The 18,749-nt window shown below is 48.7% G+C and carries 15 protein-coding genes; 13 read left to right on the top strand and 2 right to left on the bottom strand.

Going from position 1 to position 18,749, the window contains the following annotated elements:
* The first annotated feature begins 116 nt into the window (after nt 1-116).
* From NFR28_RS00220 to NFR28_RS00205, 4 genes are read left to right on the top strand one after another with little or no spacing between them, the layout of a single operon-like run.
* Nucleotides 117-782: an aspartate/glutamate racemase family protein gene (locus tag NFR28_RS00220; RefSeq protein ID WP_251177829.1), complete on the top strand. Its 666-nt coding sequence runs from the start codon at nt 117-119 to the stop codon at nt 780-782.
* Nucleotides 779-2,164, top strand: a complete 1,386-nt coding sequence (gene mobB, locus NFR28_RS00215; RefSeq protein ID WP_251177828.1) for a molybdopterin-guanine dinucleotide biosynthesis protein B — start codon at nt 779-781, stop codon at nt 2,162-2,164. Before NFR28_RS00220 ends, mobB begins: the two co-directional genes overlap by 4 nt.
* 9 nt (nt 2,165-2,173) lie before the next feature.
* The gene (locus tag NFR28_RS00210) at nt 2,174-3,328 is read left to right on the top strand and encodes a 4Fe-4S binding protein (RefSeq protein ID WP_251177827.1); all 1,155 of its coding nucleotides are present in this window, start codon (nt 2,174-2,176) and stop codon (nt 3,326-3,328) included.
* Nucleotides 3,329-3,386: 58 nt separating this feature from the next.
* On the top strand, nt 3,387-4,748 hold the full coding sequence (locus NFR28_RS00205; RefSeq protein ID WP_251177826.1) for a cytochrome c biogenesis protein/redoxin: 1,362 nt from the start codon (nt 3,387-3,389) through the stop codon (nt 4,746-4,748).
* A 41-nt stretch (nt 4,749-4,789) separates the two neighbouring features.
* On the opposite strand, the gene NFR28_RS00200 is transcribed toward NFR28_RS00205, so the two are convergent.
* Nucleotides 4,790-5,473 carry an alpha/beta fold hydrolase gene (locus NFR28_RS00200; RefSeq protein WP_251177825.1) on the bottom strand — a complete coding sequence of 228 codons (684 nt, stop codon included), beginning with the start codon at nt 5,471-5,473 and terminating at the stop codon, nt 4,790-4,792.
* A 101-nt stretch (nt 5,474-5,574) separates the two neighbouring features.
* Between NFR28_RS00200 and NFR28_RS00195 the strand changes: the two genes are divergently transcribed.
* The 8 genes from NFR28_RS00195 (at nt 5,575) to NFR28_RS00160 (ending at nt 15,859) form a co-directional block, all read left to right on the top strand.
* Entirely contained in the window at nt 5,575-6,936 is a 1,362-nt protein-coding gene (locus NFR28_RS00195; protein ID WP_251177824.1) for a cytosine permease, read from the top strand.
* Nucleotides 6,937-6,961: 25 nt separating this feature from the next.
* Nucleotides 6,962-8,077 (top strand): DUF917 domain-containing protein, encoded by a 1,116-nt coding sequence (locus tag NFR28_RS00190; protein WP_251177823.1) that lies wholly within the window; start codon nt 6,962-6,964, stop codon nt 8,075-8,077.
* Nucleotides 8,078-8,119: 42 nt separating this feature from the next.
* Nucleotides 8,120-9,232 (top strand): DUF917 domain-containing protein, encoded by a 1,113-nt coding sequence (locus tag NFR28_RS00185; protein WP_251177822.1) that lies wholly within the window; start codon nt 8,120-8,122, stop codon nt 9,230-9,232.
* Nucleotides 9,225-10,790 carry a hydantoinase/oxoprolinase family protein gene (locus NFR28_RS00180; protein WP_251177821.1) on the top strand — a complete coding sequence of 522 codons (1,566 nt, stop codon included), beginning with the start codon at nt 9,225-9,227 and terminating at the stop codon, nt 10,788-10,790. The genes NFR28_RS00185 and NFR28_RS00180 overlap by 8 nt, the downstream gene beginning before the upstream one ends.
* 154 nt (nt 10,791-10,944) lie before the next feature.
* Nucleotides 10,945-13,230 (top strand): PspC-like choline-binding domain-containing protein, encoded by a 2,286-nt coding sequence (locus tag NFR28_RS00175; RefSeq protein ID WP_251177820.1) that lies wholly within the window; start codon nt 10,945-10,947, stop codon nt 13,228-13,230.
* A gap of 236 nt (nt 13,231-13,466) precedes the next feature.
* On the top strand, nt 13,467-14,288 hold the full coding sequence (locus tag NFR28_RS00170) for a transporter substrate-binding domain-containing protein (RefSeq protein ID WP_251177819.1): 822 nt from the start codon (nt 13,467-13,469) through the stop codon (nt 14,286-14,288).
* A 95-nt stretch (nt 14,289-14,383) separates the two neighbouring features.
* Entirely contained in the window at nt 14,384-15,037 is a 654-nt protein-coding gene (locus NFR28_RS00165; RefSeq protein ID WP_251177818.1) for an amino acid ABC transporter permease, read from the top strand.
* Nucleotides 15,038-15,088: 51 nt separating this feature from the next.
* Nucleotides 15,089-15,859: an amino acid ABC transporter ATP-binding protein gene (locus tag NFR28_RS00160; protein ID WP_251177817.1), complete on the top strand. Its 771-nt coding sequence runs from the start codon at nt 15,089-15,091 to the stop codon at nt 15,857-15,859.
* A gap of 16 nt (nt 15,860-15,875) precedes the next feature.
* Here NFR28_RS00160 and NFR28_RS00155 read toward each other — a convergent pair whose 3' ends face one another.
* On the bottom strand, nt 15,876-17,828 hold the full coding sequence (locus NFR28_RS00155) for a fructose-1,6-bisphosphatase (protein ID WP_251177816.1): 1,953 nt from the start codon (nt 17,826-17,828) through the stop codon (nt 15,876-15,878).
* Between the two features lie 114 nt (nt 17,829-17,942).
* On the opposite strand from NFR28_RS00155, the gene NFR28_RS00150 reads away from it, so the two are divergent.
* Nucleotides 17,943-18,674, top strand: coding sequence for a histidine phosphatase family protein (locus NFR28_RS00150; RefSeq protein ID WP_251177815.1), 732 nt, complete (start codon nt 17,943-17,945; stop codon nt 18,672-18,674).
* Nucleotides 18,675-18,749 lie beyond the last annotated feature (75 nt).

The raw sequence follows: 18,749 nt of genomic DNA, 5'->3' as shown, positions 1-18,749 counted from the left end.
GCACCTCTGTTGTTTGTTCGCGTGTATGGATGCTCTATACTTTTCAAGAATATATACCAAGACTTATGGCGCCTGTGTTGTGTTATCTGCAGGTCAAATAAGGGGATGGGGGAACTGTGTTTGAGGTAGGATTGATTCGCGTCATCACGCTTGATGATCCAAAACAGCTCAATATGCACGGTAAGGTAATTGAGCAACTTTATCCTGATATTGCTGTTGAAAGTGCATGTATTCCCAATCAGCCCGAAGGTATTCATTCGGCAGAGTTGTGCCGTGAGGCAATACCTAAGATCGTTGAGCTTGCGTGCGAACGCTTTGCGCACAAGGACATGATTTTGGTGAGCTGCGCTGATGACCCTGCAGTTGAAGAAATTAAGGCAGCTCTTCCTGGTATGCCTGTGACCGGTGGCGGTGAATGCTGTGTGGCTACCGCCCTTCGTTATGGTCAAAACATTGGTGTTTTGGGCATTATCGATCAAGCTCCTAAAGCATATCGTCGCATCTTAGAAGGACGACTGGTGGGCAACTACCGTCCTGAAGGTGTGCATTCCACCTTAGATTTGCAAACAGATCAAGGTTATGAGGCTTGCATTGAAACAGCGCGGAGGATGGCTGCTGATGGCTGCGACGTAATTGCGCTTGGTTGTACTGGTCTTGCCACGGTAGGCATAGCCTCCGAACTTGAGCAGGTAAGCGGCCTGCCGGTTATTGATCCGGTGGTGGCAATGGGTGCTTTTGTTGCGCTTGAGGCTGCACGAAAGACGGTGCGAAATACAAGATGATTACCGCTGCAGATATTCCAAGTCCTGCGCTTTCTATTGTGGGGCGCCACAATTCGGGAAAGACAACCTTAATTGAAAATCTCATATCAGAGCTGGTGTCGCGTGGCTATGACGTGGGCAGCGTCAAGCATCATTCGCATGTAGGCTTTGATATTGATTATCCGGGTAAAGATTCCTATCGTCATCGTGCTGCAGGTGCAAGTGAAACGGTCATTGCGGCTCCCGGGCAGATGGCGCGCATTAAAACTCTGAGTGGCGAAGTTGAATGCAACGATATTGTTCGCAGTATGCCCGGACACGACATTGTCATTGTTGAAGGGTATAGAAAAAGTGGCTTGCCCACTATTGAGATTATGCGCTCAGGTAATGAATCGGATGCGCGTGTGGCTGAAGTGTTTGCAGAAGGTGCGCGAAAAGGCTGGCCGCTCGGTACTGATTTTACGCAGTTTACTCGCGGTGCTATTCCATTATCGGACCAAGATAAAGCGCATCCTAAAGAGACACCTGCACCAGAAACACCTTGTGCAGTTCAGCTTCATAGTCGGTGTGGCGCACTGGTTGGCAATAACGAGGTTGAACATTTTGCCACGCAGGCACCCGATTATAGTGATATCTCAAACAAGTTGCCCACTAATCAGACCATTGCCGTTGTGACTGACATAGCTGCAGCAATTGAGGCAGCAGCGCTCTATGGAATTCCAGCCTTTGACCTGAACGATTATGCGGGTATCGCGGATTTTGTCGCGCAGCACTGCGTGCGCCCACAGATTAGCGTTGTTATTCAAGCAGGCGGCGAAAGCAGGCGCATGGGGCAAAGCAAGGCAACGGTGCCTTTTAATGGGCGTCCATTGATTTGCCGCATTATTGAACGTCTAGCACCTGTGGCAAACGAACTTATCATTACAACCAATGAGCCAGATAATCTTGCCTTTTTGGATGAATGGTATCCGCAACTCAAGATTCGACTTGTGCGGGATGCCTTTAATGAACGCGGTGCTCTTCCCGGCATCTATACCGCACTGTCGGCGGCGCAGCATCCGTATGTAGCAATAGTTGCTTGTGATATGGTCTTCGCATCACCTTCCTTGGTGGTAGCTGAGGCATTGGCCATGAATGAAGCAAACTCGGATGCGGTGATACCAGTGAACAAACATGGCTATGAGCCTTTTCATGCAATGTATCGTGCGGCAAGCTGCCTGCCTGCCGTGAAGCTGCACTTAGATAAAGGAGAAAAAAAGGCCCAGTCATTCTTTGAGGATGTTGAGGTTTTAGAATTCCCGCAGTCAGCGGTGTTTGAAGTGGAGCCTATGGGTGGTTGTTTTGTTAATGCAAACACTCCAGAAGAGCTTCGTAGTCTTGAAGATAGCTTACTGAATGGGTAGGAGAGGTCTATGCCAAACCTAGTAGAAATAGTTGAACTTGCCGAAGCGCTTGAGACAAAAGCTGTCTATCTTGCAACAGATAGATGCACGGTGGTGCGCAATCGCAATTCAAAGTGCTCCAAGTGTTCTGACGCATGTTTGGCGGATGCTGTTCATGCGGAGAAAAACAAGCTGGAACTTGATTTTGATGCATGTATTCGCTGTGGGGCTTGTACGACCGTTTGCCCAACTGAGGCTCTTATCCCTCTTGATCCAATGGATGTTGATCTGGCAGATCAAATTGCTCATGCCCTAGACAAGACACACGATACCGCTATTTTTGCCTGCGCGCGCATTGCCTCAAAGCATGTGGGAGATCCAACGAAGTTTGCCGAAGTTCCGTGTCTTGGGCGTATGGAAGAATCTCTTTTAGTAAAGCTTGCTGCGCTTGGAATTGACGACATTGTTTTGGTGGATGGCGTTTGTAAGACCTGTAAATATCGCGCAACTTCAGCGATTACTGACAAAACCGTTGATGATGCAAATCAGCTTATTGAGGCGGTCGGCGGAACTGCACATGTTCGTCGGAGTTCTGAGTTTCCCGAGGTAGCACTTTTGCAAGATGCCCGACAATTGGTGGGCGAAGCGCGACGTGGATGGTTTTTGAAGACCCGTGATCGCGCTAAGGATGCAACGGTAAAAACAGTAGAAGTGGTTGCGCTCAAGTCAAATAATCAGGTTGTTGCTTCGCTGCGTGAGCGTTTTAAGATATCTGAAGATGGCACATTGCCACAGTTCAATCCTGAGCGGCGCACTGAGATTTTGGATGCAATGTATGAGATAGGCGAGCCAGTTGTGCCCGAGATTGACACAAGGCTTTTTGGTTACGTAACCATTAATACTGATCTGTGTAATGCATGCAATATGTGTACGGTGTTCTGCACAACAGGGGCTTTGTCAAAGAGCAAAGAGAAACCTGCAGATGGCGATGGAAGCTATTTGGAATTTCAGGCAGCTGATTGCGTCCAATGCAACCTGTGTCAAGATGCATGTTTGAAGAAATGCTTGACGGTTGAAACTGTCGTGCCAACTGATGAGCTCTTTGATTTTGAACCGCGTCTTATTTGGCTCCCTAAGCCGTCGCGCCGTCCGGGCGTGTTGGGATCTACGCGCAACAAAAAATAATGCGCTTGCGTAAGGTGAGCCAAGCATAAAACTACCACCGAACCCAGAGGGAGAAAACATGGGATTGTCCCTTGACGTCAGCGTGCCAGCTCTGACCGTTTTTATTCAAGGAATTGTAAGCTTCTTTTCGCCGTGTGTTTTGCCGCTTATTCCGCTTTATATGGGATATTTGGCTGGTGGAACAATTGTTTACAACGAGGACGGCACTCTTGAATATCCGCGCAAAAAGGTGCTCATCAACACCTTGTGTTTTGTGCTGGGTATTAGTTTTACCTTTGTACTGTTGGGGCTTGGTTTTAGTGTTTTGGGGCAATTTTTCAGCGCAAACCAGAAAGTGTTTTCAGTCATTGCTGGCATCGTGATGATGGCTTTCGGCTTGTATATGATTGGCATCTTTGGCAAGTCGCGTGTGGTGGAAACCGAACACCGATTGCCATTTCGCCTTGATAAGTTTGCTATGAATCCGCTTGTTGCTTTAGTGCTCGGTTTCACTTTCAGCTTTGCATGGACTCCTTGTGTAGGACCAGTCCTTGCAAGTGTGTTGCTTATGGCATCTTCAAGTGCGTCAGCACTCTATGGCTTTGTGCTTGTCGGGGTTTATACACTGGGATTCGTGCTGCCCTTTTTGGCGGTAGGGCTTTTTACCAATGAGGTGCTACGCTTTTTTAAAAAGCACACGAATATGGTGAAGTATACGGTCAAAATTGGTGGAGCACTTTTGATTGTTATGGGTGTTATGACGCTTACAGGGTGGATGAACGGACTGAGTAGTTACTTGTCTTCGTTTGGAGAAACTCCAAGCGTATCCCAAACGCAAGAGGCTACCGAAGACAAGCAGGACAACCAGCACGACGACAATAATACGACCGACAACAAAAGCGAAGCATCATCAGGCCAGCCAGAAGATAAAACGGGTGCAGCACCTGATGAAAACACCAGTTCTGCTGATCAATCTCGCATAGCGCCGTTTGCTGATGTTGCGCTTGAAGATCAATATGGAACCACGCATACGCTTTCCCAATATCAAGGAAAAGTCATACTGTTGAATTTCTTTGCTACCTGGTGCGGTCCATGCAAACAAGAGATCCCTGATATTGAAGCGCTCTATCAAGAATATGGCGAAAACACGCAAGATTTAGTAGTCCTTGGCATAGCTAATCCCGCAACTGAGGGCAACGCAACTGCAGCCGATGTTTCAGTTGAAGAGCTCCAAGCATTTATTGAAGAGCAGGGAATAACCTACCCCGTCTTAATGGATACAACAGGGAAGTTTTTCTCAGCCTATGGTATTAGCGCTTTTCCAACAACCTTTATGATCTCAGCAAATGGAGAAGTATATGGCTATGTGACTGGTGCCCTGAGCGCCACTCTTTTGCAAGATATTGTTGACCAAACATTTGAGGGGCAAGGGGCAAACTAAGAAACTGCTGCAAGCAGATGCTTTTTTGAAACGCGATATTTTTAATCTTCAAGAAAACTAAGTACGCACCTGTTAAACGCATCAGGGTTTTTGGCGGCAATAAAATGATCCCCTTCAATAAAGGCAAGTGTGGCATGGGGAAGTGCTTGGGCTATGGCTTCGGTATGCGTACGCTTGATCATGTCGTCGGTGCCCGCAACGACGAGGGTGTGTGCAGAGAGCGTTTTGAGTGCTGAAAGGGGAATATGCGGCTCATTAACCATCAGCGCTAAGAGTTCTTTTTCGGCAGGATCCTTCGTAAGATAAAAGTGCAGCAAAATGGAGGCTCGCACGGAAAGCTTTAGACCAGAAGGGTCAAGGTTTGCGCCGTTGAGGATGAGCTTTCCTACGCGTTCAGGATGCGTGAGCGCAAGGATAAGAGCAATATTGCCACCATCAGAAAAACCGAGAATATCAGCACGGTCTATCTCGTTATCATCCATGAAAGCCAGCACGTCTTCGCTAAATTGGGCTAAGGTAAAAGGAGCACAACCTCGTGGCGACTTGCCGTGCCCCCGCGTATCAAGTGCAATAACCTCGCGCGTGGTATTAAGCGCATTCATCTGATGTGAAAAAAAGCTTGCGTCTTCGCCGTTGCCATGAAGGAGGATGAGCGGCGGTGTAGCATTGTGGGTGGTGTGAGATATGCGAGGAGAAACGCGATTTGAATGAAGGGTGATATCCACGGACTAAACCTTTCCTCTGACAAGCATGCACGCTGGAGCGTGAGGGTTGCTCGCTATAATACACTTTCGTTTGGGAAAATTGCGCGAAAGGGAACGGTCACATGAATGTGAACAAGCACGCAAAGAAACAGTTGCCTGTTGATGTTGGATTGCGCATTTCTGAAGACGAGAGAAAATCGTGGGGCTCTATTGCACTGGTTCGAGCAGGTGCCATGTTTAGTGCGCCCACGCTTATGGTTGGTGCAGCCTTAGGGATTGGCATGGCGCTTTCAGGAGCAGCGCTTGCGGTGCTGTGCGGCTACGGGTTTGTTGTCTGTTATATGAGCTTTATTGCCATGCAAGCAAGCGATTTGGGTCTACCCACGGCGGTGTTGACCGCCCCTGGTCTTGGTAAGGCTGGTGCGCGCTATATAGTAGCGCTCATTGTGGGTGTTGTGACCATTGGGTGGTTTGGCGTACAGACAGCCGTTTGCGGCGCGTCGCTTTCGTTTATGCTCAATGATGTATGCGGGATATCGCTTGCTCCACAGATATGTTCAATAGCGCTTGGGGCACTTATGCTGATCACGGCGGTGATTGGTTTTGATGGCTTGAAATGGGTGAGCGCCATTGCGGCACCATTGCTTATGGCGGTGTGCATATATGGTGTGGCATATGCGCTAATACAAGCTGGTTCGGTAGATGTTCTTTTTGGTTATGTGGTAGCTCCCAGTGATGCCATCGGCTTTATAGCAGGGGTACAAATGGCAATTGGTCTCTACGCTTTTGCTGGATGTACTGCGGGCGACTTCGCTCGTTTTGCACCCTCTCGAAAGGCTGCGGTACTTTCTACGGTTTTAGGTGTGCTTCCCGCTGGCTTTGTCGCGCTTATGGCAGCTGCAGCATTGGCAATTGTGACAGGAATTGATGATGTAGCAGTTCTTATGAACTCAATTGGTTTGCCCTTGATTGGTCTCATTGCTCTGGTTCTTTCTGCTTGGACTGTTAACGCAGGTAATGTGTATTCGGCAGGTCTTGGTTTTGCGGTCATGTTGGGACAAGATGAGAGCGGCTCAAAAATAACTACGCTGGTGTCAGGTTTGGTGGGCATTGTCCTTGCAATTGGAGGAATTCTGGATCAGTTTCAAACATGGTTGTCCGTGCTCTCAGCAATTGCTCCGGCGTTGGCTGGTGTAATGATTGCTGATTACTGGATCATTCGCAAAGCTTGCCCAAGTCATGTGCAGGCGTGTGAGGGAGTGTCTTTGCCGGGTGTTTGTGCTTTGGTGCTCGGACTATTTGGCGCACTTGTTACAGGAGGCGCATTTGAGGCTTTCCCCGGTTTGGTGTGGCTCAGTCATCCATTTTTGATAGGGCCTGTTAATGGTCTCATAATTTCAATAGTTACCTATGTGGTGGTTTATAAGCTGAGTGGCCAAACCACCTATTCGGGCTCGGTGTGTATTCGCACGCCAAAACAATAAGAGCGACAAGCGAAAGGATTGCGCCATGCGCTTCATTGATTGCGAAGATGTGGTTGACATTGCTACTGGATCTGCACTTCTTGGTGCGGGCGGTGGTGGAGATCCTTACATGGGTAAGCTTGAAACCATAACGGCAATTCGCGAATGTGGACCGGTGCAACTTCTTGATGCTGAGGAGGTGCCAGATGAGTGGACGGTTGCCTCCATTGGAAGCGTCGGGGCGCCGTCGGTGGTGCTTGAGAAGGGTGTCAATGGAAAAGAGTATGCAATAGCGCATGACTTTTTGCAGCGTATTTTAGGCAAGAAAATTGATGCCTTTGTGCTTGCTGAAGCGGGCGGTCTTAATTCGCTCGTGCCAATTGCGGCAGCTGCGCGCGTTGGCATTCCGGTGGTAAATGTTGATGGAATGGGTCGTGCATTTCCAGGGCTGCAGCAGGACACTTACTGCTTAAACGGCGTTCCTACAACACCGATGGTTTTTGTGGACGAAAAGGGAAATAGAAGCGTTATTGAGACTATTGATAATGATTGGACCGAGACCATTGGCAGAGCTATAACATCAGCATCGGGTGGCGCAATTATCAATATGGGAGCGTCTATGACTGGCGCAAAAATGAAGCAATGCGCGGTGCGCGGAACGGTTGATTTAGCGCAGCGTTTAGGTGCAATTATTCGCCAAGCTAAAAGCGCATCGGAGGTGCATGGCTTAAGTCCAAGAGAGTATTTTTTGCGCGAATCGGGCGCTTATCTATTCATGCATGCCAAGATAGCTGATGTTTTGCGTCAAACACGAGATGGCTTCAATTTTGGGCAAGCAGTTCTTGAAGGCATTGGACAAGATAAGGGCAAAACGGGATCGGTCGTATATCAAAACGAGAATCTCTATGCCGAAATAGAAGGCGATGTGGTTATCAGTGTACCTGACTTGGTGTGCTTGGTGGATGCTGATACCTTCTTGCCAATTACTACTGAGTCACTGCATTACGGCAAGCGTGTTTTATTGATAGGGCTTGCGTGTGATGAAGCGTGGCGTACACCAGAAGGACTTGCCTTGGGCGGTCCTGGGTGGTTTGGGTTTGATATTGACTATGTTTCGGTAGAAGAGCAATGGAAGCGAAGGTTTTGCGCTACAATGCGCTGATACGTTTTGTAGTGAACGATCGTTGCGCAGGAAAGGGCAGGCATGCGTGAAATAGGAATAGAAGAGATTGAAGACATTGCCTTAGGTGCGGCATTGTTAGGTGCAGGTGGCGGTGGAGACCCATACGTGGGAAAGTTAACCGCTATTGGGGCTATCAAGGAATGTGGACCGGTGAAACTTATCAGTGCAGATGAGGTTCCCGATGGCGCCTTTATTATGCCCGCGGCATCCATGGGTGCGCCTACCATTTTGTCTGAAAAGGGCGTAGGGGCACATGAGTTTCGTCGCCTTTTTGACATGGTGGAACAATTTTTCGGCAAGCCGGTTTATGCAACGATGCCCGCTGAGGCTGGTGGCGTAAACTCTATGCTTCCGATAGCGGCTGCTGCCCGTTTGGGTATTCCGCTTGTAGATGCCGACGGAATGGGTCGCGCATTTCCAGAGTTGCAAATGGTCACTTTCTCAATTGGTGGCGTATCTGCAAGCCCTATGGCTTTCATTGATGAAAAGGGCAATGCGGGCATTTTGTCAACGGTGACAAACAAATGGACAGAAGACATCGCGCGCGCCGCCACAATGACGTGTGGTGGAACGCTTACTATTGCTTTGTTTTGCATGGATGCCGAGACGCTTAAGAAGTATGGCGTGCATGGCATTTTGACGCGCAGTCAAGAGCTTGGTGCAGCAATTCGCACCGCTAAGGATGGTGCGGCAGCTGCTGGGTTGACTCCCGAACAGCATTTCTTAGAGTTTACCGGCGGCCACAAGCTTTTTAAGGGCAAGATCGTAGACGTCTTACGCGAAACACGTGGTGCGTTTAATTTTGGTCGCGTGGTGCTTGAGGGGATCGGTCAGGATAAGGGCAGTCAGGCTTCTATTGCCTTCCAGAATGAAAACTTAAGCTGTGAGGTGGATGGCGAGATTTTAGCCACCGTTCCTGATCTTATCTGCTTGGTTGACGCTGAAACATTTACACCTGTTCCCACCGATGCGCTCAAATATGGCAAGCGCGTACTTGTCGTTGGGCTTGAGTGTTATTGGATGTGGCGTGAGCCTGCTGGTATTGAATTAGTAGGGCCGCGTTATTTTGGCTTAGATACTGACTATATTCCCGTTGAAGAGCGTTGCTTGCGAAAGGGTGCATCACATGTATAAATTGGGTATTGATGTTGGGGGTACAAACACTGATGCGGTACTCATTGATGACGAACTTAATGTAGTTGCTGCTATAAAGCATCCTACCTCTGAAGACATTTACGAAGGCATCATGGGTGCCATGGAAGCCGTGCTGAGCGAGAGTGGTATTGATCGCAATCAAGTTACGCAAGCTATGCTTGGCACCACGCAATGCACAAACGCTATCGTTGAGCGAAAGCATCTTGCGCCCATTGCAGTACTGCGTATTGGTGCTCCGGCAAGCGTTGGCATTCCTCCAATGGTTGACTGGGCAGATGACATTGCGGCGGTGTGCGTTGCTTCAACCATTGTCGAGGGTGGCTTTGAGTATGACGGCAAGCGTTTGGCTCCGCTTGACGAAGCTGCATGTCGCGAATTCTTTGCCAGCGTAAAAGGCAAGGTTGACTCGGTTGCTATCTCGTGTGTCTTTTCTACGGTGCGAAACGACGACGAAATCCGCGTTGCTGAGATAGCGCGTGAGGTCTTGGGCGAAGATGTTCGCGTATCAATCTCAAGTGAAATTGGCTCTATGGGGCTTATTGAGCGCGAAAATGCGACGATTCTGAATGCTGCACTCAACCACGTGGCTCAGCGTTTTACCGATGGGTTTGCGCAAAGCCTTGAAGATAAAGGCGTCACCAACGCTGAAGTATATCTGTCGCAAAACGATGGCACGCTCATGACTATGGAGCATGCACGTCGTTATCCCATTTTGACCATTGCCTGTGGTCCGACGAACTCTATTCGCGGTGCAAGCTACTTAACTCAGCAAAGCGATGCTATTGTTATTGACGTAGGTGGCACTACTACTGACCTGGGAGTTTTGGCACATGGCTTCCCGCGCGAAAGTGGTGTGGCGGTTACCATCGGTGGCGTGCGCACCAACTTCCGTATGCCCGATGTTATCTCTATTGGTCTGGGCGGCGGCTCAATTGTTCGCATTTTAGAAGATGATGGGCAAGGAAATGTGTCGGTAAGCGTTGGTCCTGATTCAGTAGGGTATGCCATTACTGAGCGCGCTTTGGTATTCGGTGGAGATACGCTTACGGCTACCGACATTGCAGTTCGTCTTGGTATGGCGCAGGTAGGAAATCCTGACTTTGTGAGCGAGATTCCCCTTGAAGTTGCGCAGGCAGCACTTGCTGAGATCAGAACGCTTGTGGAAGATGCCATTGATATGATGAAGGTCTCAAGCGATCCGATTGATGTTGTGCTTGTTGGTGGCGGCGCTATTGTTTTGCCGCAAGATCTGGCTGGTACTGCGCATGTTTTTGCTCCTGAGTTTGCGGGATGCGCAAATGCTATTGGCTCGGCCATCTCAAAGGTGTCGGGAACGTATGAAGCGCTTGTTGATTATGATGTTGTGCCACGCGATAAGGCCCTTGAGCAAGCGCGCGAGGCTGCCATTGAAGCTGCCGTTGCTGCGGGTGCGCAACCTGGCACGGTTGAAATTATTGATGCCGAAGACGTGCCGCTTGCTTATTATGCGGGGAACACGAACCGGGTAAAAGTAAAAGCCGCGGGAGATTTGATCTAAGAGCGTACAACCTAGACACTAAACTGTTACGCGGAACCTTCTTGCTGATCTGCTTTAATAGGGTGAGCAAGAAGGTTTTCTTTTATGCTGCTTGTCTCAAGTACAGTTGCAGAATATGCGTTGCAGAAAGTGGTGGTAATGCATGAAGAAGCACATGATGAAATCCGCGTTCTCAATAGTGGTGAGCGTGGCTTTGGTAACAACCCTTACACCGAGCGTGGCATTCGCACAAACCGAGGCACCTGAAAAGGCAGATGAAGCCACAGAGCCTCTTGTTGATGCAGAAGCTGCAGAAGATGAGCCTATTGTTCTTTTGGATCAAGGGGAGAAAGCAGCTTTTACTGCAACCTCTAACAGCTGGGATTCGTACGCAAATGCTACGTGGTTTCAAGGGCCGGGTCGGTATGCAATTTCCACTCCAGAGCAGCTTGCTTATATTTCTGCGGCGCTTTCCACGCAGTCTTTTGCGGGCTCTACGTTCTATCTTACCAATGACATTTACCTTAACCAAACAAACGCAAACGGCGAGCCGCTTTTGTGGGAAGCAAAGACAGATGGGGCTTTTGAAGGAACCATTGACGGCCAAGGCTTTGGTATTTATGGCATGACGTCAACCTCTTCGCGAGCTGCACTCTTTGGCAAGGTTGAAAACGCCGCTTTTTATAACTTGGAAATTGAGGGCAGCGCTACTGCTGGTGTTGCGGCAGCGTTTGCTGGATCTGCGAATAATTCAACATTTCAAAACTGCGTAAGTTCAGTAAGCGTTACGGGCACCAGTGCAACGGGTCTCGTTGGAGGCCTTGTTGGTTATGCAAGCAATTGCTCGTTTTTGGGATGCCAAAATGCGGGGCGCGTGTCTGGTCCTGCTCGTGCAGCGGGCGGCATTGTGGGTGAATCAGTTGGTTCTAACTTTGAGGTCTGTTTTAACGAACAGGCAGTACAAGGAGCTATTCGGTCTGGTGGCATTGTTGGCTCTATGGCACTACCAACGGGTGTTTCGGGCTATTCAACGTTTTTGCGTTGCGCAAACCAAGCCGCCATTTCAGCAGAGCAGTTTGCTGGTGGCTTGATTGGTGTGGCGGTGGCGCAAACAACGATGAGTCAATCGTATAATCGTTCATCGGTTGAGGGTGGAAGCTATAGCTTTACTGATGCAGCCTATGCAGGTGGCCTGATTGGTTATGTGGCGCAATCGGAAAGCACGCTTACAGTTGAACAGAGCTTTAATTCTGGTATGGCATGGGCAGTGGCAACAGGCGCTACGTCGCATGCTTTTGCTGGGGGCATTGTTGGTGGTACTGGCTCACGTTTTGCAATAGAGCAATCGTACAACACAGGAAACGCGAATGCGACAATGGCGCAAAGCTGTGCCTCAGGCGCCTTTGTGGGATATTCTCAGGCTCCTGGTCAGTCATCTGAACGCAATTGCTATTGGCTTAATACTGCCCCTAAACAGGCAAACGGCTCAAATGTGAGGGCTGTGCCTGTGGCTATCCCGGTTGCTCCTTCTGAACTGCGCACCATTGTGCCTTATCTTGGAACCTCATTTGCTTACAGTGCCTATGCCAATGGTGCGCCTGAACTTGCGTGGACCACGAATACTGCTGAACTCTGTTATCTTTCAAGCAATGGATCTACGGTTCTTGAGCGTGTTGGGATTCAAGAGGGTGCATCGGTGAGCGGATCTGATATTGCGCGTCTCTACTGTGGTGAAGTTCCAGCTAAATGGGTTGATGGACAAGCGCTGCGTTTTTTAGGATGGTCAACTTCATCGGGTGGGAAAGTTGGCGAAGCAATATCTCATGCAAGTGGTGTACTTTATGTCTATCCGGTATACGAAAAGCCGGCGGCTGAACCAACGCAGCCTGCACAGACCACACAACCAAACCAATGGATTTTGTCACACGGAAGCTGGTGGTATCGACACGGTGATGGCTCGTTTACGCGTAATGCTTGGGAGCACATCAATGGTGCATGGTATCACTTTGATGCTGATGGTTGGATGCAAACTGGATGGTTGAAGCTGGGATCAACTTGGTACTACCTCAATTCTAATGGCGCGATGGCAGAGGACTGGAAGAGCATTAATGGTGTTTGGTACTATTTCACGCCGTCGGATGGAGCTATGCGTACGGGTTGGTTGAAACTAGGTTCTACCTGGTATTACCTTCACGGTAACGGCGCAATGGCAACAGGCTGGGTCAAGGTTGGAGTAAAGTGGTATTACCTCAATTCTAACGGCGCTATGGCAGAGGGCTGGAAGCGTGTTGATGGCATCTGGTATTATTTGACGCCGTCAGATGGTGCCATGCATACCGGTTGGCTGAAATTAGGTTCAACCTGGTATTACTTGCGCTCGAATGGCGCCATGGCTACCGGATGGCTTAATATCGGAGGCGCGTGGTACTTCTTTAATGATTCGGGGGAATGGCGCGCATAGTAAGGACGCTTATCTCATCCATTATTTTTTAGGCAACATACGTCAAGATAAGCCATGCAAGGCTCGATACGGGTTATCGAGCCTTGTTTTTTGCGAAAGTGTTTGTATGTGGGCACTCTAGTGTGCTAAAGTATGCCAAGCTACTTTAGCGTGATAAAGTGCATCTTTGAGATGTGCTTAAAAGACAAGATGTGATGTCGCAGAGTTGTGCGGCAGGAGGGGATAGGTGTCATCTCATGAAGGAAAAGCTGGTTGCGGTTGTGGCAGGTGCTCTTTTGGCACTTTCGGCCACTGCGCTTTTTGGTTGTAGCAGTGCTGAGGAGCAGCCTACCGGAGACAACGTGTTGGTTGTTGGTTTTGATCAGGGCTATCCGCCTTATGGATATGTTGGTACCGATGGTGAGTTTACCGGCTTTGACCTTGATCTTGCGAAGGCGGTTTGCGATAAAAACGGCTGGACGTTAGAGCTTGAGCCCATTGATTGGGACACGAAAGACGTTTTGCTTGAGAGTGGTTCCATTAATTGCATCTGGAACGGCTTTACCGTTGAAGGGCGTGAAGACAAATATACGTTCTCAGATCCGTATATGCTCAATGAGCAAGTTGTCGTAGTTCGCGCTGATAGCGGCATTGATTCTCTTGAGGATTTGAATGGCAAAACAGTCATGACGCAAGTTGATTCAGCTGCTCTTGACGTGCTGACCAATGAAGATGCTGAAGAGGGCGGACAAGCCGAACTGGCTGCCACTTTTGCCGATTTGCAGCAAATTGGTGACTACAACAACGCGTTTATGCAGCTGGAGTCAGGTGCTGTTGATGCAGTAGCATGTGATCTTTCTATTGCCGCTTATCAGATGTCAGCAAAACCTGATATGTTTAAGCAAATTGGCACACTTTCAAGCGAGCATTATGCGGTAGGATTTGCAAAGGGTGATACCGAGCGCGCTGCTGCAGTAACTGAAACGCTCAAAGAGCTGAATGCTGACGGCACTGTCAAAGAGCTCTGCGACAAATACGCCGACCAGGGTCTGACCTATGACAATTGGGTGCTAGAATAGGCGCTCGTGATACATGAGCTTTTAGCTGATCGTAAAACGTGAAGTGTAACGGGCGAGAGGGACACCTTTCGCCCGTGTTTTCGAGAGGAGCAAACGTGGAGTTTGCAACCATGATGGGCATCTTGCTTTCTGGTTTGGTGCTGACAATTCAGATATTCTTTACAACGTTAGTGGGTGCTTTGCCTTTAGGCGTTGTCGTGGCGCTATGTCGGATGAGCAAGTGCAAACCACTTGCTATAGTGACACGTTTTTATATATCTGTTATGCGTGGTACGCCTCTTATGCTGCAGCTCATGGCGCTCATGTTTGGTCCTTATTATCTCTTTGGACTCCAAATGGGCTCTGACTGGAAATATATTGCCTGTTCGGTAGGGTTCATTCTTAATTATGCTGCGTATTTTGGCGAAATATACCGAAGCGGTATTCAATCAATTCCGCGGGGACAATACGAAGCGGCAGAGGTGCTCGGTTATTCGCGCTTGCAAACGTTTACCAAAATTGTGCTCCCTCAGGTTGTTAAGCGAATTTTGCCTGCTATGTCCAATGAAATAATCACGTTGGTCAAAGATACCTCTCTTGCATTTGTCTTGGGTATCATGGAAACGTTCTCCCAGGCAAAAGCGCTTGCGGCATCTGAAGTGTCGCTTGTGCCTTATATTATTGCGGGTGTGATTTATTGGATCTTTAACTTTATCGTTGAAGTGATTTTGACGCGCATTGAAAAGCGCCTTGATTACTATCACGATTAGTACCAATACGCGTTACGTTCATTACGTCTTTTAAATAGGTAAGGAATCACCATGTCGGATATGCCCCTTTTACGTCTTGAGCATGCACAGAAAAGCTTTGGCACAACGCCTGTCTTGCGCGATATTTCCCTCTCTGTTAAGCCAGGCGAAGTTGTTGGGGTTATCGGCCCGTCGGGTGGCGGCAAGTCAACGCTGCTTCGCTGCTGTACGCTTCTTGAAACGCTTGATAGTGGCAAATTGGCATACGGTGATCTTGTTGTTGCAGAGAACGACTCAGAAGGACACGCTCGCTACGCTGATGCGGCGGTGCAAAAAGAAGCCAAGTCACGTTTCGGTCTGGTGTTTCAGAACTTCAATCTCTTTCCACACTATAGTGTTATGAAAAACCTCACGGATGCGCCTTTGCATGTTCAGAAGCGCTCGGAAGAAGAGGTCATGCAGCAAGCGCGCGTCTTGCTTGCAAAAATGGGGCTTGAAGGAAAAGAAGACATGGTTCCTTGTGAACTTTCGGGAGGTCAGCAGCAACGAGTTGCTATTGCACGAGCGCTTGCGCTAAATCCCGATATTCTTTTCTTCGACGAGCCAACAAGCGCTCTTGATCCTGAACTAACTAAAGAAGTGCTGCGCGTTATTCGCAATCTTGCTGAAGAGCATATGACCATGGTAATTGTGACTCATGAGATGAGTTTTGCGCGTGATGTTGCCGATCATATTGTCTTTATGGATAACGGTGTGATCGTAGAAGAAGGCCCTGCCGCCGAGCTGATTAACCATCCTCAGCACGAACGAACAAAGGCCTTCTTGAATAACTATCAAGCTTAAATGACAGCTTTTGCGCCTACGCTTTTTCGGCAATAGCGCCTGTGTGATACGCCTCTAGGAGCTGTTCCAAATCAGCAATGCGTGATTTGAGCTTGGCTCCTGTATCGGTGTCTGCCACAAGTGTGCGTGTATCAACGCGCTCGACAACCCGACGAGATGAATGAATGTCCAATTCTTTTTCAACAGCTGCTTGTTTAGATTCAAGCGGTTCATGGGCAGCTAAGATAAATCCGTACGAATTAGAGATGAGGGTATAGCCAGCAATACCGGTGGTGGGCTGGTATGCGCGCGAGAACCCACCGTCAATTGTGAGCACGCGGCCATTGCATTTGACGGGGTCTTCGCCATCTTTCACCTTAACGGGAACATGCCCACAGATAATGCGGGAAAGGTGGGGGTCCATCCCGAAATCCTCAAAAATGTTGGCGAATACCTCTTCATTGTCCATGAGGGTGTAAAACGCGTTTTTGACCTCCTTGCGTGCGGCTTTGTCTGCAATAAGATAAAGCTCAAATGTTGCCATCTTGCTTTTGGCAAAAAGCGGTGATCCTTGCCCGAGCCACATATACCACATGAGATCTGCACCACGTTTGCGCATGTCGGGATCAGGATCAAAGAATGCCGCGCGAACATAAGATTCCATGACGTCATAGAGGGCGCGACCGGCATAGGTGTTACCAAAGACTTCCACTTCTTTTAAGGTGCCATCTTCGTTGAGGGGTACACACGCATGGAACATAAGATTATTGTTGTGAATCTTATAAAGGGAGCCATGCTCAAGGAAAAAGTGCATATGACGCTGAAGCTTTTCGCAATTGATAAAGGCTTGCTCCAGGCGTAGCATCACCTCTTCTTCTTCAGGTGTTAATGCGTAAGGATCATTCCAGTCAACAGTTGGAAAGACCGTGTCAGTAAGCTCGTATTCAATGCCATCAACTACGACGGTATTGCGAATTGGATCAATCTTGTCCAAAAGCTTTCTGTCTTCAAGACCAAACGAAGGATTGTCGTCAATGAGTTTAGCTTCAACCTTGAATTGAATAATGGCCATGGCTTTTTGGATCTTGATATTAAGCTCACGCTCAGCATCAGAGAGATCTGGGTTGCCCTTAAGACCGAACGCTACGCAAGGGTCGTCTTTGTAAGCTTCTTGGGCAAAAGATGCAAGTGGCAAGATGTTAATGCCGTAGGCGTCTTCTAAGATTGATAGGTTGCCATAGCGAGCGCAATTACGAACCACATGCGCAATGCAGCCGCGCTGACCAAGGGCAGCACCCATCCAGACTACGTCGTGGTTGCCCCATTGAACATCAACGTCGTGATAATCAATGAGTGTCTCCATGATGATGTCGGGCGCTGGTCCTCTGTCATAAATGTCTCCAATGATATGCAGCTGGTCAATAGCAAGCCACTGAATAAGCAAACAAAGCGACTCCACCAATTCAAGTGCGCGCCCTGTGCTGATGGTGGCTTCAATGATGGCAGCGTAATAAGCTTTTTTGTCAACGCCGTGATCGTCTTCATTCATGAGCTCTTCAATGAGATAGGCGAAGTCGTTAGGTAATGCACGACGAACGCGAGAGCGCGTATATTTTTGCGCTGCACGTTTACATACCGCCACCAGACGGGGAAGCGTTTCGTTGAACCATGCAACCTCATCATCGGTCTGGCTCAGAATCAGCTCCATTTTCTCGCGCGGATAGTAAATCAGCGTTGCAAGTGAGCGCTTCTCTGCGTCGGTAATATCTTCCCCAAAAACATCGTCAATCTTGAGGCGAATGGAGCCAGACCCGTTGCGCAAAATATGAGAAAAGGCATCAAATTCGCCATGAATATCGGAAGCGAAAAACTCCGTGCCTTTGGGCAAATTGAGAATTGCGCGCAAATTGATAATTTCGGCAGATGCCTTATTGGCGGTTGGAAAGAGTTGAGAGAGCAGTTCCAGGTAACGAACTTGCGTAGCGTCCATATGATCCCCCTAAGTCCTATATCGTGTGAGCAATATTTTATCGCAAGCAAGCGACTTGCCTAAACGCTGGTATGATTTGTGAGTAAGCAGATCGGTAAGACGAAAGGGGTAGACATGACTGCAGCTCAAACCTCCTCAAAGCAAGCTCCTGTCGTCTTTTATGTGGTGCGTCATGGGCAGACACTCTTTAATGTTGAGAATCGCGTGCAGGGATGGTGTGATTCGCCGCTCACTGATGAAGGTCGGCGTGTGGCGTCTGCCTTAGGTGCGGGGTTGGCAAACGTTGAATTTGTCAGTGCCTATGCAAGTGATTCGCAGCGTGCAAAAGATACCGCCACACTTATTTTGGATGCACAAGCAACTGCGCGTCATATGCAGCCTCATCAAAGGATTGCGTGTGTTGCAGATTCTCGTCTGCGCGAATGGTGCTATGGAGACCTTGAAGGCGGATCGGGGGATCGTCTTCGTGAAACATTAGCGCAAGGCTTTGGCGAAGTACTGCCTTTTTCTGAACTCAATGAGCGTCTCGTTGAGGTAGCAAACATATTGGCTTGTGCAGATACATCGGGGCGTGCAGAGGGTTTTGATGTCATCGAGCAACGTCTGCGGTCGTTTTTTATGCAAGTCGGATCTGAGATTCAGCAAAAGGGCGGCGGTAATGTCTTGGCTGTTACCCATGCGTTTATCGTTCGAACACTCGTATATTTATTGGATCGTGCTCGGGTGAATACGCCTCTCAAAATTCAGAATGCATCAGTGACAAGACTCGTATATGACCAGGGTATATTGCATCTTGAAGACATTGGCTCAGTGGAGTGGATACATCAAAGCAAAACGATAGAATAATGACGTTACGGCAACAGGAGTGCTTTCTTTGCCAAGAACTGTAACGGTTCGGATGACGCGCGACAACGGAGCTGT

It is taken from the genome of Adlercreutzia agrestimuris (genome assembly GCF_943193125.1).
In the GTDB taxonomy this organism is placed as follows: domain Bacteria; phylum Actinomycetota; class Coriobacteriia; order Coriobacteriales; family Eggerthellaceae; genus Xiamenia; species Xiamenia agrestimuris.
Note: the sequence above shows the minus strand (reverse complement) of the source record. Positions and strands in the feature narration are given on the sequence as shown.

Coding starts and splice junctions, on each gene's coding strand:
- NFR28_RS00155 (WP_251177816.1), bottom strand. CDS start 17,828: ATGGACGCTACGCAAGTTCGTTACCTGGAACTGCTCTCTCAACTCTTT.
- NFR28_RS00160 (WP_251177817.1), top strand. CDS start 15,089: ATGTCGGATATGCCCCTTTTACGTCTTGAGCATGCACAGAAAAGCTTT.
- NFR28_RS00190 (WP_251177823.1), top strand. CDS start 6,962: ATGCGCTTCATTGATTGCGAAGATGTGGTTGACATTGCTACTGGATCT.
- NFR28_RS00185 (WP_251177822.1), top strand. CDS start 8,120: ATGCGTGAAATAGGAATAGAAGAGATTGAAGACATTGCCTTAGGTGCG.
- NFR28_RS00180 (WP_251177821.1), top strand. CDS start 9,225: ATGTATAAATTGGGTATTGATGTTGGGGGTACAAACACTGATGCGGTA.
- NFR28_RS00195 (WP_251177824.1), top strand. CDS start 5,575: ATGAATGTGAACAAGCACGCAAAGAAACAGTTGCCTGTTGATGTTGGA.
- NFR28_RS00210 (WP_251177827.1), top strand. CDS start 2,174: ATGCCAAACCTAGTAGAAATAGTTGAACTTGCCGAAGCGCTTGAGACA.
- NFR28_RS00205 (WP_251177826.1), top strand. CDS start 3,387: ATGGGATTGTCCCTTGACGTCAGCGTGCCAGCTCTGACCGTTTTTATT.
- NFR28_RS00170 (WP_251177819.1), top strand. CDS start 13,467: ATGAAGGAAAAGCTGGTTGCGGTTGTGGCAGGTGCTCTTTTGGCACTT.
- NFR28_RS00175 (WP_251177820.1), top strand. CDS start 10,945: ATGATGAAATCCGCGTTCTCAATAGTGGTGAGCGTGGCTTTGGTAACA.
- NFR28_RS00150 (WP_251177815.1), top strand. CDS start 17,943: ATGACTGCAGCTCAAACCTCCTCAAAGCAAGCTCCTGTCGTCTTTTAT.
- mobB (WP_251177828.1), top strand. CDS start 779: ATGATTACCGCTGCAGATATTCCAAGTCCTGCGCTTTCTATTGTGGGG.